The following is a 14,614-nucleotide window of genomic DNA, read 5'->3' as shown; positions in this document are numbered from 1 at the left end:
CGGCGACAGGGTACCCGGACACCGCAAGCCGGTCAGTGCGGTGGTGCAAGACAACACCGGCAGCCCGCGAGTTTTGGCTTCCTGGAACGGCGCGAGGCCAGGGTGACGAGACCGGTGCAATGGGGTGCCGGCGCCACTCGGCCCTTGGCGGACAGCGTGGAAAGACACGCACTGTATTTAGATGTTCAGCGTAAAGCCATTGTGAGAGCGAACCTGTTCGCGAAGCAGTTCAAAGTTCGATATTCATATCGACCGGGACATCGCATTTGCGAGCAGGTGGCTCCTATAAAGTTGAGCATCTTGATGGCATTAATTGATCGCCGCTTGGGTGATAGCGAATTTCAATTCATTCCAAGCGCAGCGGTATATAAATTAAGCATTGACCGTTCGTCGCCGTTTGAAGCACTTTCTTCAAACCTTGGATGCGGCATGTTTTCCGAATAAGTACGAGCCAACGGGGTTCGCAAATAGCAACTAACGAGGTGAATGAAATGGCAAATACAGGTAATAACAACCCTGGCAATTTCGCTAACGATCGTGAAAAGGCATCGGAAGCCGGCAAGAAAGGCGGCCAAGCATCGGGTGGCAACTTCGCCAACGATCCGGAACGCGCAGCCGAGGCCGGTCGTAAGGGTGGCCACATGTCGGGTGGCAATTTTGCCAACGATCCGGAACGTGCCGCAGAGGCGGGCCGCAAAGGTGGACAAGCCTCGGGTGGCAATTTTGCCAATGACCCTGAACGGGCATCGGAAGCCGGCAAGAAAGGTGGCCAGGCGTCTGGCGGCAACTTTGCAAATGATCGGGAAAAAGCCTCCGAAGCTGGCAAGAAAGGCGGTGAAAACAGCCACGGTGGCGGTCGTAAATCGTAATGCCCCGTGGTCTACGGGCCTCATGTCGCTGGCATGAGGCCTGTACCAGCCGCTTATTAAAGTGTGTTTACAGTCGGGCATGTCATGCCCGGCTTCGCTTAATTATTCATTATTCAAGGCGGGTTGGTTTTTGTATAACCACAGTGACCGTTCGTCTTATGTCGTGAATAAAAAATAAATTTTATCTGTTTAACTTCTTCTGACTTTCATGGGCCTGTCGTCGGCAGGGTTTCCCATGAACTGTGTCCTGACCGAGGAGTTCAATCATGTTCATTCATAACAAACGATTGCAATATACCGTGCGCGTCGCCGAGCCCAATCCAGGACTCGCTAACCTGTTGCTCGAACAGTTTGGTGGCGCCCAAGGCGAACTGGCCGCAGCGTCCCGTTATTTCACCCAGGCCCTGTCCGAAGATGATCCAGGCCGCAAGGACCTGCTGATGGACATCGCCACCGAGGAGCTCAGCCACCTGGAGGTGATCGGCTCGATCATCGTGATGTTGAACAAGGGCGCCAAGGGCAAGATGGCCGAAGGTGTCGAACAAGAGGGCCAGCTGTATCGCGAGATCAACGGCGCCGGCAACGATTCCCACATCACCAGCGTGCTGTATGGCGCAGGCTCGCCGCTGACCAACTCGGCCGGTGTGCCTTGGACCGCGGCCTACATCGACACCATCGGTGAGCCCACGGCGGACATGCGTTCGAACATCGCCGCCGAAGCCCGGGCGAAAATCGTTTATGAGCGGCTGATGAATGTCACTGATGACCCGGGTGTAAAAGAAGCCCTGGGCTTCCTGATGACCCGTGAAATCGCCCACCAGCTGTCCTTCGAAAAAGCCCTCCATTCCATCCAGCCCAACTTCCCACAAGGGAAATTGCCTGGCATGCCGGAGTTCACCAATGTGTACTTCAATATGTCCCAGGGCGAACCCTCGGTGCGCGGTCCTTGGAATCAGGGCGACGATTGGGAATTCGTCGAGAACCCAACGCCAGCGGTCGATGGCGGAGATGGCATGGCCACTGTGCAGTTGAGTGAGAAAGACGAAGCTCTGCTGATGGACATGAAGGCGCGGACGATGTCCAACCCTGAAAGCGATCCTACGACAGGCGCCGACTTGGGTTCGGGGATGCAAGGTGACAAACTGTAATAAACCGGCGAGGGGGCTTGGGCCCTCTCGCCTGAACATATCGCCCGCCCGTCCCGCCATCATGGGGGACGGGCGGGCTTCGCGCGGCTAATCGACAAGGACATTAGATGGACCAGCCCACCTCCCGGATTCGATCGCCCTGGCGTACCTGGCTTGATCCTGTGCAAAACAATCTGCTGCTGGGGGTGACCTTCTGGCTTGGATTGGCGCTGGTCGCGGTGCTGTTGCTGTATAGCGGCTATAACGCGCTGGTGGGCGCCGACCGCCAGAACCTGGGCTATGCAGCGCTGGGCGGAACCTCCGGCTTCGCCGCCACCGCCCTGGGGGCGCTGATGGCGGTGGTGCTGCGCGATATTTCATCGCGCACCCAGGACATCATGTTGGGTTTCGCGGCCGGCATGATGCTTGCGGCGAGCTCCTTTTCGTTGATCCTGCCCGGCATTGAAGCGGCGCAAATCATATGTGGCAACCAATTGCTTGCCGCCCTTGTGGTCGTGATCGGCCTTGGGCTGGGGGTTTTGCTGATGGTCGGCCTTGACCGTTTCGTCCCCCATGAGCATGAGCTGAGTGGCCGGCGTGGCCCCGAGGCCAAGCGCATCAACCGGGTCTGGTTGTTTGTCCTGGCGATCACCTTGCACAACTTGCCTGAGGGCATGGCCATAGGCGTGAGCTTCGCCAACGGCGACCTCAAGGTCGGCTTGCCCTTGACCACCGCCATTGCGATCCAGGACATTCCCGAAGGCCTCGCCATCGCCATGGCGCTGCGGGTGACCGGGATCAGCACGTTGCGCGCCGCACTGATTGCGGTCGGCTCAGGGTTGATGGAGCCGCTGGGCGCGGTGATCGGCCTGGGCATGTCTTCTGGCGTGGCCGTGGCGTACCCCATAAGCCTGGGGCTGGCGGCGGGTGCGATGATCTTTGTGGTGTCCCATGAAGTGATTCCCGAAACCCACCGCAACGGCCACGAAACGCCAGCGACCCTCGGGCTGATGATGGGGTTCGCGGTCATGATGTTTCTGGATACCGCGCTGGGTTGAGGCTGGATAGGAGCGTCGGTTGGTCTGTTGGACCAGGGTTGGATCGGGCATTGGTGTACGCACCAATGCCTTTTTTTTTAACGAAACCCAACCCAACGGCGTCGGCGACCACACGGCGTGCAACCCTCAAACTCGTTGGAACTCGGCTCCCATGCGTCCCGTCACTTGTTCTGAGAGGCACTGATCCAGGCATCTGCCCAGGCAGTGCCTGATGTTGAGTTTTTCATCACGGAGGCGATGGACAGACATGACTATCCCGGACAACAACCCCGAGCGACAAAGCGGCACCGCAAGCCAGGGGCGAGCTGAAGAGCCCCTGAACCACATCAAGGATGACGTGAACGAAGCCATCGGCAGCGCCCGAGAGCAGGCCGATGCGCATTTTGGCCAGTACCGCGATACCGCGGCGGACCAGATCGATGCATTGGCGCGTAGCGCCAAGTCGGCCATGTCGGAACTCGAAGCCAACGACACGCTGGGCTTGTCGCATTACCTGGCGGACATGGCCGATAACATGAGCGGCCTGGCCAGCAAACTGCGCAACAAGAGCGCCGAGCAGCTGCTGCACGATGGCTCGCGGCTGGCGCGAGAGAACCCCGGCCTGTTCCTCGCTGGCAGTATTGCCGTGGGTTTCGGACTGTCGCGGTTCCTCAAGGCCGGCACCTCGCCGGTCGCCACCGAAGTCGACAACCCTGCCGCCGAACAGGCGGAGCCACCGACCGGAGGGTCCGGCACTCAGCCTTTCGACCCGATACCTGATCCTATCGGTCCGGGTGCCGCGACAAGCAGCAGCGGCCTTGCCACCGGCGTTACCCCGACTTCACCCAGCGTGCAGGACCATCCCAGTGATTCAGCCACCGGCTCGCTGCCGGGCTCGGCCAATACCAGAGGAGAATTGTGATGAATCGACCAGACCCGGATATCCAGCGTCCCGCAGGGGCCCCGGCGCCCGAAAGCGATGCCTCGGTCATGGGCCTGCTCCGGCAGTTGACCCACGAGGTGCCCTCACTGTTCACCAAGGAACTGGCCCTGGCCAAGGCGGAATTCCAGGCCAGCCTCAACACCTTGAAAGCCGGTATCGCCGGTGTGGCGGGCGGCGCAATGGTGCTGATGGCCGGCTTCATCATCTTGCTGATGGCCGTGGTGTATGGCCTGAGCACGATGATGGCGCCCTGGTTGGCCGCGCTGATTGTTGGCGTCGTGGTGATGATCATCGGTTTCGTCATGGTGCAGTCCGGCAAGAAGCAATTCGAACCGTCCCATTTCAAGCCTGACCGAACGCTCGACGCCTTGAACAAAGACCAGGAAGCCCTGCGGAGGAAAGCCTCATGAAGGATGAATTCAAAACAGAATCGGAAAAGAGCCCGGAGGCCATCGAGCGCGAGATCGACGAGCAGCGTGCCCATATCAGCCATATCGTCGATGCCCTGGGCAGCAAATTCACCCCGGGCCAGATGCTCGACCAAGCCTTGGGCCTGGTGAAGGGCAACGGCGCGGAGTTCTTCGGCAACCTGGGCACCACAGTACGCAACAACCCCGTGCCGACGGTACTGACCACGGTTGGATTGTGCTGGCTGATGCTCGGCCAGAACCACCCGCCTCGGGTTGGCTATCGCGTCGGACCCGACCAGGACACCGGCGGCTGGACCGAGGGGCTCGTCAGTGGCGTGGGCAGTGCCCGGAACCATCTGCACGACACCACCGACTCCTTGCGTGAGGGTTTCCACCATCTCAAGGACAAGGCCTCGCATCTGGCCGAAGGTTTGGGCTCCGGTGCCCGTCAAGCCCGGCGCAGCGCCCATGAAACGGGTGAGCGCATGACCCAGGGCTCCCACGACCTGGGCGATCAGTTCAGCCGCTTGCTCAAGGAGCAGCCGTTGATGATGGCGGCGGCGGGTATAGCCTTGGGCGCGATGTTGGGAGCGGCCTTGCCCAGTACCACCACCGAACAGCGAGTGATGGGCAAGACCAGTGCCGACCTGGCCGACAAAGCCAAGCAAAAGGCGCGCGAGGGGTATGAAACGGTGCGTGACACGGTAAGCAAGACCACCGAGCATCGTGATGAACCCGGCGTCGAGCCGGCCAACGGACGTGTGCATTCAGGCGCGGACCTGTCCGGTGGACTGGGGACTTCATAGGCGAACACAGGGCGCGGCGCGGGTCGAGCCGCGCCGCACCTGTCAACATTGACAGTAGCTTCGGTCGTCGTTCGGTTATTTCATGGGAAATACACCGTCTTCAAGGAAGCAGCACATGAAACATCAGGTCCCGTTCACCGGCCATCTGGTCTTCATCGGCTTCGGCTCCATCGCCCGGGCCACCTTGCCCTTGCTGCTGGGGCAGGAGCACATCGAGGTCCGGCAGATCACTGTTATCGCACCGGTCATCGAGCAGAACATCTGGTTCAAGGAGCGGGGCATCCATTTCGTCCGCGAAGCATTGACCGAGCCGGATTTCGCGCAAATCCTGGATCGCTTCGTCGAGCCGGGTGACTTCATCGTCAACCTGTCAGTGGAAGTCAGCTCCCTGGCAGTCATTGCGTATGCCTTCGACAAAGGCGCTTTTTACCTGGACACCTGCGTCGAGCCATGGGCGGGGGGCTACACCGATCCGCAGTTGGACCACGCGTTGCGCACCAATTACGCGTTGCGCTATCAAGCCCTGAATTTGCGCAAAAAACTGGGCAGGGGCCCGACGGCGATCATTGCCCACGGGGCAAACCCAGGCTTGATTACCCACCTGCTCAAGGCCGGCCTGGTGGAATTGGCCATGCAGCTGAACCATCCGCTGCCCGAGGATCGCCAGGGCGTCGATTGGGCCCGGTTATGCATGGAAACGGGCATCAAGGTCATTCATTTCGCCGAACGCGATACGCAACGGTCCCAGCGTCTCAAGGAAGACGATGAGTTCGTCAACACCTGGTCGGTCCACGGCTTTATCAGTGAGGGCACCCAGCCAGCGGAGCTGGGTTGGGGCAGCCATGAGCGTGTCTGGCCGCCATCCGCGCGGCGGCACCGTTTCGGTAGTCGGAACGCGATCTATCTGGAGCGACCGAGCGCCAGCGTGCTGGTAAAGACCTGGACGCCCCTGGGCGGCCCATGCCTGGGGATGCTGATCACCCACCATGAGACCGCTTCGACAGCCGACCTGCTGACCTTGAAGGATCAGCGCAAGTTGCTTTATCGACCCACCCTTCATTACGCCTACCATCCCTGCAACGATGCCTTGCTGTCGGTGCACGAACTGATCGGCCGAGGCTGGCAGGCACAAACCCGGCAGCGCATCCTCAACGGTGAAATCGACAGCGGCGGCATAGACGCCTTGGGCGTTTTGTTCATGGGACATGAGCTTAACGCCTACTGGTTCGGCTCGCTGTTGAGTATCGACGAAGCCCGCGCGCTGGTGCCGTTCAACAACGCCACCAGCCTGCAAGTAGCGGCGGGTGTGCTGTCGGGGGTTGTCTGGGCGGTCGAGCATCCGGACCGAGGCATCGTCGAGCCCGAACAGATGGATCACGAGCGCGTGCTGGAAATCGCCAGGCCTTACCTAGGCACACTGGCCGGGCAGCGCACTGACTGGACACCGAGTGGCGCCAGCCCCAATCCATCAGCGGACGACCCAGCGCAGGACTGGCAGTTCGCGCATTTCACTCGGTTCTAACTGCTGCGACCCTCTCCACGGAAACCGACCCGATTCCAACGCCTATACTCAAATCCCTGGAACCCTTGGTGCCCGGGTGGCGCAATGGTGCTGCGTTCGCTGATGCTGGTCGTGATGCTCGTTCTGGCGGGGTGCGCCACGTCTCAGCGCGGCCAGCCGGTGGCCACGGTCGCGATTGCCCAGGACACGTGGCGACAGGTTGACCGACAAATCATCGTCGCGTCGAAAAGCGCCCTTGAACAGGCTCAGCTGTATGCGCGTGGCTCAATGGAGCATTGGCGGGTGCTGGTCTACGAGCGCACGGAGGCCGAGTTCATCCCCTGGTTCAGCAGTTACTGGACCCAGGAATGGCTGGCCCTGAAAGTCAGCTGGTATTCGGCCAGCGCCGAGGGCGAGGCGGATTCGGCGGCCAAGCGGCTGTCGGTGTACTTGCAGGCGCAATATCGCGAGCAGGTGTTGGAACCCGTGGCGGTGGAAATCGATCCCGAGGCAATCAGGGCCAATGCGACGGGTTATTACTTGCGCCTGCTCAATCAGCAGATCCAGGTGATCGCCCAGCGACATCGCATCCCACCCGAAGTGATGAACCGGCGTCTGCACAGCATCACGGCCATCAACCTGGGCCCGCCAGCGGCACGCAATGCGTCGTTGTACGAAATGGTCCACACCGAACCGCTCAATACACTGCCGGCCTACGCGGCGTTGATCGATCATGTCGACAAGGCGGCAGACACCGGTTCAGGTCCGTCGGACGCGGTGATCGCCACGGTGGCGCAACGCACCAGCGAAAAGATCGAGGCCCAATTCGCCACCCGAGGGGCGGCCGGTGCGGCGGCGGCCATGGCCGGAAAGGCGGCCGGGGCGCTGATTTCAGTGGGCGTGGCGGGCATCCGAGCGATGATCCACGAGGGCGAACGGGAAGAAATGGAAGGGCACATCCGCAAGAGCCTGAGTGCCGCGTTCGACGAAGCCTGGTTCAAATCTCTCAAGCATCCCCTCAGCGGGGTGATGGCTGCGGTGTATTACCTGGCCGGGGAAATCGATGGCAACCTGGTGGAAGCGGACCTTGCCGATCGGCCGGTGGAACTGCGCGCCATTGTTCCATGACCGGTGTCTGTTCCCTAGTCAGACCCCAGAGTGACGCGACAGCCCTTGCGATGGCGGATCTGTTCGTCCGTGGGACGCTCCTTGATAAATTCGAAGCGCGGCTCGCCTTCGCTGTAGATCACCAGCCAGCCCCATTCCAGTTCGTTTTCATCCTGCCCAGGCTGGGGCGGCGCGGCCCACCAGGGTTCTTTTTGCATGATCTGGCGCATCGTTTACCTCCTGCCGGTTGATCCTTGACTATAGACCGTTGGATCTTGCGACTAGCGCCCCCGCAACTTTTAGAAAGTCATGGCCGGACGCTGTTTTTGTGGCGAGGAGGCTTGCCCCCGCTGGGCCGCGCAGCGGCCCCTCATTCCATCGCTCGGTCTGTCCGGTTGCGGCGACCAGCAATGGGGCTGTAGCACAGACCAGCGGGAGTAAGCTCCCTCGCCACGTTTTTTGGATCGAGCCAGTGTGCTCTGAACCTCCCCGTCGGCGTCTAGCGTCTGTATCCCCGCACTCGAATGGGGAATGATCGGACCCCTGCGCACATGCAAGCACTGTTGAACGAGATCCTCGATACGGTTCGTCCCCTGATCGGCCAGGGCAAGGTGGCCGACTACATCCCCGCCCTCGGCACCGTGGCGGCCAATCAGTTGGGCATTGCCGTGTACAGCAATGATGGCGAGATATATTGCGCGGGCGACGCCGAGACAGCGTTCTCGGTGCAGAGTATCTCCAAGGTATTCAGCCTGGTTCAGGCCATCGAGCATTCCGGGGAGGCCATCTGGGAACGCTTGGGCCATGAGCCCTCCGGCCAGCCCTTCAACTCCCTGGTGCAACTGGAGTTCGAACGCGGCCGTCCGCGCAACCCGTTCATCAACGCCGGCGCGTTGGTAATCTGTGACATCAACCAGTCACGCTTCGCCGCTCCGGCGCTGTCGATGCGTGATTTTGTACGGCGGCTGTCGGGTAACCCCCAGATACTGGTCGACGGCAAGGTCGCCGAGTCGGAGTACCAGCACCGTGCCCGCAACGCGGCGATGGCCTACCTGATGCAATCGTTCGGCAACTTCCATAACGACGTGGAAGCGGTGCTGCGCAGTTATTTCAGCCACTGCGCGCTGCGAATGAACTGCATCGACCTGGCCCGGGCGTTCTGCTTCCTGGCCAACGACGGTTTCTGCAAGCACAGCGGCGAGCAGATTCTCAGCGCTCGCCAGACCCAGCAAGTCAATTCCATCATGGCCACCAGCGGCCTGTACGACGAGGCGGGCAATTTCGCCTACCGTGTCGGCCTGCCGGGCAAGAGCGGCGTCGGCGGCGGGATCGTCGCGGTGGTGCCAGGACAGTTCACCGTGTGCGTCTGGTCGCCGGAGCTCAACGCGGCTGGCAACTCGCTGGCCGGCATGGCGGCGCTGGAATTGCTCAGCCAAAGGATTGGCTGGTCGGTGTTCTAAGGCTCTGTACGAAATGTATCCGCACTCACCCATACTGCGTTGAAACGGGGCTCGGAATGCTCATGTACTCCAGTACACTGCGCTTCCTCGCCCCGTTTCGCCTTGTCTGGCCTTCGCGCGAACACATTTCATACAGACCCTCGGGGCCAAAAAAAGGGCCCGCTCCTGAGTCAGGAGCGGGCCCTTTTTTATGTGTGATATCAGCAGAGGCGGTCGACGACCCGGACCTCGGCAGTGTCCTGCACCGATTGCCAGGTTTGGGTCAGCGTTTGCAGCACGCGGCCCATGAAGTCCTTGTCGGCTGCGGCCTTCTTGCCCACGTAGCCTTGGCCACGGCGGTACATCTTCAGCCGCGCACACAAGTCTGCCTGGCTCTTCTCGAATTCGTCTTCCTGGGTGAAAGGCGAGAGGCAGTCCATATGGACCTGGCCGGTCTTGCTGATCCACAGGATATGGCTGTCCAGGCTGTCCTTGTGTGCTGCGAACATGCGAGCCAGTTCATCAATAGATGGTTGATTATTCAGATTCATGTGTAAGCCCCTTGACCATTTGGTTGATCTGTCTGGTGGTTCGCAAAACTTCGCTGTTCGGTAAGTGCCTGCCTGATACCGAAATCAGGCCGTCAGCATTCGTCCGCCGGACTTCTGCGGGGTCGTGCATCGGTTGTGTAGTGTTAATCGAAGGGCTGCTACGCAAATGCGCTACAACGAAGAGAAACAGCGAAGAATCTTCAGGCCAGTGTCGACTTTCGAGGGTCGAGCCCATGCGTCATGAGGATTGATTCGCCAGCGTTTCTCGTCCTTGTCACCGGACGGTCATGCCAGGTCAGCACCTTCAATCTGCCTTGTGGGCAGTCCCTTATCCAAAAAAACAGCTCGGCGGTCAGACGAGCTTGCTCAAACATTTGCCTGTACTCCCGATCGGGGAGACGTCTGCATCATGCAAGGGCAAATCGGAGGCGTCAACGGTTTTGTAGTGATTATTTTCGGTCACTACATATTGTCGGACAAAATGGTTTGGGTATGAAAAAAGGCCGCGAGTCATTACCTGTGGCAAGGGATCTCATCTGACAGTCAGGTGGCCTTGGCCTTGGTTTTGCGCGGCGCGCCCCCAGCCTTGCGCTTGGCCGGCTTGCGCTTGTTCTTCCACGGCGTGGCGCCTCGCCCGGCGGGGCTGGCCGGGCCGCTGATGGTCAAGCTCATCCCCTGGCAGCGGGCGACGTGCTTGCTCATCCAGGCGGCCTGCCGGGTGACGAATTCCTCTAGGCTCATCTCGCCGCTTTGCACCATGTCCAGCGCCTGTTCCCAGATGGCGGTGGTGCCGGGGTCAGCGATCGCCCGAGGCACGGCGTCGATCAGGCTGAAGGCGGCTGGGGTAGCCGACAAGGCCTTGCCGTTTTTCACCAGGTAACCACGGTCGAGCAGGCCCTGGATGATCGATGCACGGGTCGCCTCGGTGCCGATGCCGGTGGTGTCCTTGAGCTTCTGTTTGAGCAGCGGATCCTCCACCAGCTTGGCGACGTTTTTCATCGCCTTGATCAGGTCGCCTTCGGTGAAGGGCTTGGGCGGCTGGGTCCACAGGTCCTTTGGCGTCACCGCGTCGACCTTGCAATCGCGGCCCTCGGCCAGTGGCGGCAAGGTTTGCGGCGTGGGGGCTTCGCGACCTCGTGCGGGCGCCAATGCTTCGGGCAGGGCGCGTTTCCAGCCGAGTTCGACGATCTGCTTGCCCACCGCGCGCAGGTCTTGCCCAGCGCAATCGAAGTCGGCCTGGGTCCGGTCGTATTCATGATTGGGCAGGAATTGCGCCAGGTAACGTGCGCGAATGAGCGTATAGACGGCCCGTTGCTTTGCGGCGAGCTTGTCGAGGTTCTTCGCCGCCGCCGTGGGAATGATTCCGTGGTGTGCGCTGACCTTGGCGTCGTTCCAGGCCCGGGACTTGCGCTGCGGCTGCAGGTGATCGTGCAGCGGGGCAAGGGCCGGGTCGGCCTGGGCGAGGGCGGCCAGGATCGCGGGTGCTTCGCTGTGCTGGCTCAAGGGCAGGAAACCGCAATCGCTGCGGGGATAGGTGATGAGCTTGTAGGTCTCGTAGAGCGATTGGGCGATGTCCAGGGTTTCCTGGGCGCCGAGTCCAAGTTTCTTCGAGCAGACTTCCTGCAAGGTGCCGAGGTCGAACGGCAGCGGCGGGGCCTCGCGCAGGCGTTCGGTGCGAACCTTGGTCACCCGCGCGGTCGCGGCGTTGCCCATGGCCTGGGCAGCATTGCGCGCCAGGGCCTGGTTCAGGCAGCGCTCCTGATCGTCGCAGGCATCCGGGTCGGCGCGCCACTGGGCGGCAAACGCCGTACCGGCATGGCTCAGTTGCACGTCGATGGCCCAGTAGGCGACCGGTACGAAGTTGGCGATGCTGCGGTCGCGATCCACCACCAGTCGCAGGGTCGGTGTCTGCACGCGGCCCACCGGCAGGACGCCTTGATAACCGGACTGGCGCCCCAGCAGCGTGAACAGGCGGCTCATGTTCATGCCGATCAGCCAGTCGGCCCGGGAGCGACCCAGTGCCGAGTGATACAGGTTGAAGGTTTCCGCTCCCGGCCTGAGGGCGGCGAGGGCCTTGCGGATCGAGGCTTCGTCCAGGGCCGATAGCCAGAGGCGCTGGATAGGTCCGCGATAGCGGCAATGCTCCACCAGCTCCCGAGCGATCATTTCGCCCTCGCGGTCGGCATCGGTGGCGATGACCAGTTCCTTTGCTTCACCCAACAGGCGCTTGACCGCTTTGTACTGGCTGGCGGTTTTCGGCTTGACGGTCATCTTCCATTGCGCCGGCACGATGGGCAGGTCGGCCAGCACCCAGCGCTTGTAGCGGGCATCGTAGGCGTCGGGCGGCGCGGTCTCCAATAGATGGCCGATGCACCAGGTCACCGTGACGTTCGCGCCCAGCCAGCAGCCATCGCCGCGCCGGGTGGCGCCCAGCACCGCGGCGATGTCCTTGGCCTGGGACGGTTTTTCACACAGGTACAGCCGCATCGCGCCTCTTCCTAAGCAGGTTTCATGGGGCGCTAGCATGGTCAGGGATTGGCGACGGGGCAAGCTTTATCTGTATGGATATACAGATAAAACATTGCGCTGCGTTGCAACGACCCCCTTGGCAAGACAGCCCGGCGACTGGATGGGCAAGCAGAATGAATTTATCGCAAGGGCATCGCTCATAACTTTCAGAGCGGCTCAAACCGCAAAGCATGTTAATGGAATCAAGGAGAGTCACTTCATGAATTCGATGCCGAAGGGCAACGGACAGGCGAGCACACGTTTGATTCTCGTCGTCGAGGATGATCCGACCATCCTGGAATTCCTCTGCGAGATCCTGGAGGACGAAGGATTTGTCGTCGAGCCCAGGGAAAGCGCCGATTCGGCGCTGACATTTCTGGAGGAAAGCGCCGATTACGTGGACCTGTTACTCACCGACATCACCATGCCCGGCGAAATGGACGGGGCCGACCTGGCCAACCTGACCGGGGATCGTTGGCCGCAGATACCGCTGCTGATCATGTCGGGCTTCGAAACCCCGGAAAGCGCCGGGATCAAGCACCAGGCCTCGTTCATCGCCAAGCCATGGGCGCTGGGGCAGATGCTGGATCTGGTGGAGAGCACGGTCAAGAGCCACTCGGTACACTGAGCTGACGACAGCATCCGTGGCGAGGGGATGGATCCCCTCGGCACAAAGGGTCCAATGAGTGCTCAGTTGGTGTCCAGGTCCACGTTGCGCGTTTCCCGCAGACAGATCATCCCCACTACCAGGCTCACCCCCGTAATCACGACCGGGTACCACAGCCCGTAGAAAATGTCCCCGGTATAAACCACTAGGGCGAACGACACCGTGGGCAGGAAACCGCCGAACCAGCCATTGCCGATGTGGTAGGGCAAGGACATGGACGTATAGCGGATCCGGGTTGGGAACAGTTCGACCATCAGGGCCGCCAACGGGCCGTAGCACATCGCCGAAATGATGATCAGCGCGACGATCAGGGCCACGATCATCGGCCGATTGATCTGTTGGGCGTCGGCTTGTTGCGGGTAGCCGGCCAGGGTCACCGCGCCACGCAGGGCGGCTTCGTCGTAACCTTCGAGCTTCACGTCTCCGACGCTGACCTGCACGGTGCTGCCGGCCGGTGCCGCGACGCTGCTGTAGGGCAGGCCTTGCTTGACCAGGAAGGTCTTGACCTTGTCGCAAGGGCTGTCGAAACGGGCCTTGCCCACCGGGTCGAACTGGAAGGTACACGTGGCCGGGTCGGCGACTACCGTGATCGGCGCCTGACGGCTCGCCAGGTCGATGGCGGGGTTGGCGTAATGGGCGAGCGTCTTGAAGATCGGGAAGTACAGCGCCGTCGCCAACAGCAGGCCGATCATCAGCACCGGTTTGCGCCCGACCTTGTCCGACAGCCAGCCAAAGAAGATAAAGAACGGCGCGCCGATCACCACGCTGACGATCAGCAGGCTGTTGGCGAGGGCCGGGTCCATCTTGAGGAACTGGGTAAGGAAAAACAGCACGTAGAATTGCGCTGCATAGAAGGTGACCGCTTGCCCGGCGTTGATACTGAACAGGGCGATCAGCACCACTTTCAGGTTTTCCCATTTGCCGAACGATTCGCGAATCGGCGCCTTGCAGCACTTGCCTTCTTCTTTCATTTTCAGGAAGGCCGGCGACTCGTGCAGGCTCAGGCGGATCCAGGTGGAAATGCCCAGCAGCAGGATCGACAGCAGGAACGGAATGCGCCAGCCCCAGACTTCGAACTGATCGCCGGTGAAGTAGCGGCAACCCAGTACCACCAGCAGCGACAGCAACAGCCCCAATGTTGCGGTGGACTGAATCCAGCTGGTGTGGAACCCACGCTTGCCCATCGGCGCATGCTCGGCGACATAGGTCGCCGCGCCGCCGTATTCACCACCCAGGGCCAGGCCCTGGAGCATACGCAGCACCACCAGGATGACCGGCGCGGCGATGCCGATGCTGGCGTAGTTGGGGAGCAGGCCGACGCAGAACGTGGCCAGGCCCATGAGGACGATGGTCGCGAGGAAGGTGTATTTGCGCCCGATCATGTCCCCCAGCCGCCCGAACACCAGCGCACCGAACGGCCGCACGATGAAGCCGGCGGCGAAGGCCATCAGCGCGAAAATGAACGCCGTGGTGTCATTCACTCCGGCGAAGAACTGTTTGCTGATGACCGCCGCAAGGGCGCCGTAGAGGAAAAAGTCGTACCACTCGAACACCGTCCCGAGGGACGAGGCAAAGATGACTTTCTGGGTTTCCTGGCTGGTGCCGGCGCTGCGCGTGGCTTCCAGGGGCTGAACATGTTCAGACATAGC

Annotated in this window: 15 protein-coding genes; 11 read left to right on the top strand and 4 right to left on the bottom strand. The window is 61.1% G+C overall.

The genetic code is table 11. From position 1 onward, the window contains the following. Positions 1-156: 156 nt before the first annotated feature. From J3P90_RS16030 to J3P90_RS15990, 9 genes are all read left to right on the top strand, one after another. Positions 157-444 (top strand): hypothetical protein, encoded by a 288-nt coding sequence (locus tag J3P90_RS16030; protein ID WP_434675031.1) that lies wholly within the window; start codon positions 157-159, stop codon positions 442-444. Between the two features lie 47 nt (positions 445-491). Further along, positions 492-869 (top strand): general stress protein, encoded by a 378-nt coding sequence (locus tag J3P90_RS16025; RefSeq protein ID WP_434564093.1) that lies wholly within the window; start codon positions 492-494, stop codon positions 867-869. Positions 870-1,135: 266 nt separating this feature from the next. Then, positions 1,136-2,017 (top strand): manganese catalase family protein, encoded by an 882-nt coding sequence (locus tag J3P90_RS16020; RefSeq protein WP_420764532.1) that lies wholly within the window; start codon positions 1,136-1,138, stop codon positions 2,015-2,017. A gap of 107 nt (positions 2,018-2,124) precedes the next feature. After that, positions 2,125-3,054: a ZIP family metal transporter gene (locus J3P90_RS16015; RefSeq protein ID WP_420764531.1), complete on the top strand. Its 930-nt coding sequence runs from the start codon at positions 2,125-2,127 to the stop codon at positions 3,052-3,054. A 247-nt stretch (positions 3,055-3,301) separates the two neighbouring features. Continuing rightward, positions 3,302-3,955 (top strand): hypothetical protein, encoded by a 654-nt coding sequence (locus J3P90_RS16010; protein WP_434610786.1) that lies wholly within the window; start codon positions 3,302-3,304, stop codon positions 3,953-3,955. Next, positions 3,955-4,386 carry a phage holin family protein gene (locus J3P90_RS16005; protein WP_420764529.1) on the top strand — a complete coding sequence of 144 codons (432 nt, stop codon included), beginning with the start codon at positions 3,955-3,957 and terminating at the stop codon, positions 4,384-4,386. The genes J3P90_RS16010 and J3P90_RS16005 overlap by 1 nt, the downstream gene beginning before the upstream one ends. Next, positions 4,383-5,192: a DUF3618 domain-containing protein gene (locus J3P90_RS16000; protein WP_434675030.1), complete on the top strand. Its 810-nt coding sequence runs from the start codon at positions 4,383-4,385 to the stop codon at positions 5,190-5,192. Before J3P90_RS16005 ends, J3P90_RS16000 begins: the two co-directional genes overlap by 4 nt. Before the next feature lie 115 nt (positions 5,193-5,307). Continuing rightward, complete coding sequence (locus J3P90_RS15995; protein ID WP_434675029.1) at positions 5,308-6,714, top strand: saccharopine dehydrogenase C-terminal domain-containing protein; 1,407 nt, start codon at positions 5,308-5,310, stop codon at positions 6,712-6,714. A gap of 84 nt (positions 6,715-6,798) precedes the next feature. Then, a complete protein-coding gene (locus J3P90_RS15990; protein WP_434675028.1) occupies positions 6,799-7,821 on the top strand; it encodes a hypothetical protein in 1,023 nt (340 codons plus the stop codon). 14 nt (positions 7,822-7,835) lie between these two features. On the opposite strand, the gene J3P90_RS15985 is transcribed toward J3P90_RS15990, so the two are convergent. Further along, positions 7,836-8,030 (bottom strand): hypothetical protein, encoded by a 195-nt coding sequence (locus tag J3P90_RS15985; RefSeq protein ID WP_420764526.1) that lies wholly within the window; start codon positions 8,028-8,030, stop codon positions 7,836-7,838. A gap of 321 nt (positions 8,031-8,351) precedes the next feature. Here J3P90_RS15985 and glsB point away from each other — a divergent pair, with 321 nt between their 5' ends. Continuing rightward, complete coding sequence (gene glsB / locus J3P90_RS15980; protein WP_420764525.1) at positions 8,352-9,260, top strand: glutaminase B; 909 nt, start codon at positions 8,352-8,354, stop codon at positions 9,258-9,260. Positions 9,261-9,460: 200 nt separating this feature from the next. On the opposite strand, the gene J3P90_RS15975 is transcribed toward glsB, so the two are convergent. Next, positions 9,461-9,790: a hypothetical protein gene (locus J3P90_RS15975; protein WP_434563474.1), complete on the bottom strand. Its 330-nt coding sequence runs from the start codon at positions 9,788-9,790 to the stop codon at positions 9,461-9,463. A gap of 543 nt (positions 9,791-10,333) precedes the next feature. After that, positions 10,334-12,277: a DNA topoisomerase III gene (locus J3P90_RS15970; RefSeq protein WP_434675027.1), complete on the bottom strand. Its 1,944-nt coding sequence runs from the start codon at positions 12,275-12,277 to the stop codon at positions 10,334-10,336. A gap of 241 nt (positions 12,278-12,518) precedes the next feature. On the opposite strand from J3P90_RS15970, the gene J3P90_RS15965 reads away from it, so the two are divergent. Next, positions 12,519-12,926 (top strand): response regulator, encoded by a 408-nt coding sequence (locus tag J3P90_RS15965; protein ID WP_420764522.1) that lies wholly within the window; start codon positions 12,519-12,521, stop codon positions 12,924-12,926. A gap of 62 nt (positions 12,927-12,988) precedes the next feature. On the opposite strand, the gene J3P90_RS15960 is transcribed toward J3P90_RS15965, so the two are convergent. Beyond that, positions 12,989-14,611, bottom strand: coding sequence for an MFS transporter (locus tag J3P90_RS15960; protein WP_434650651.1), 1,623 nt, complete (start codon positions 14,609-14,611; stop codon positions 12,989-12,991). Positions 14,612-14,614: the final 3 nt, after the last annotated feature.

Origin of the sequence: Pseudomonas sp. D3-10 (assembly GCF_051132175.1) — a bacterium.
Taxonomy (GTDB): Bacteria; Pseudomonadota; Gammaproteobacteria; order Pseudomonadales; family Pseudomonadaceae; genus Aquipseudomonas.
The sequence above is the reverse complement of the archived record's forward strand: the minus strand, read 5'-3'. Positions and strand labels throughout refer to the sequence as shown.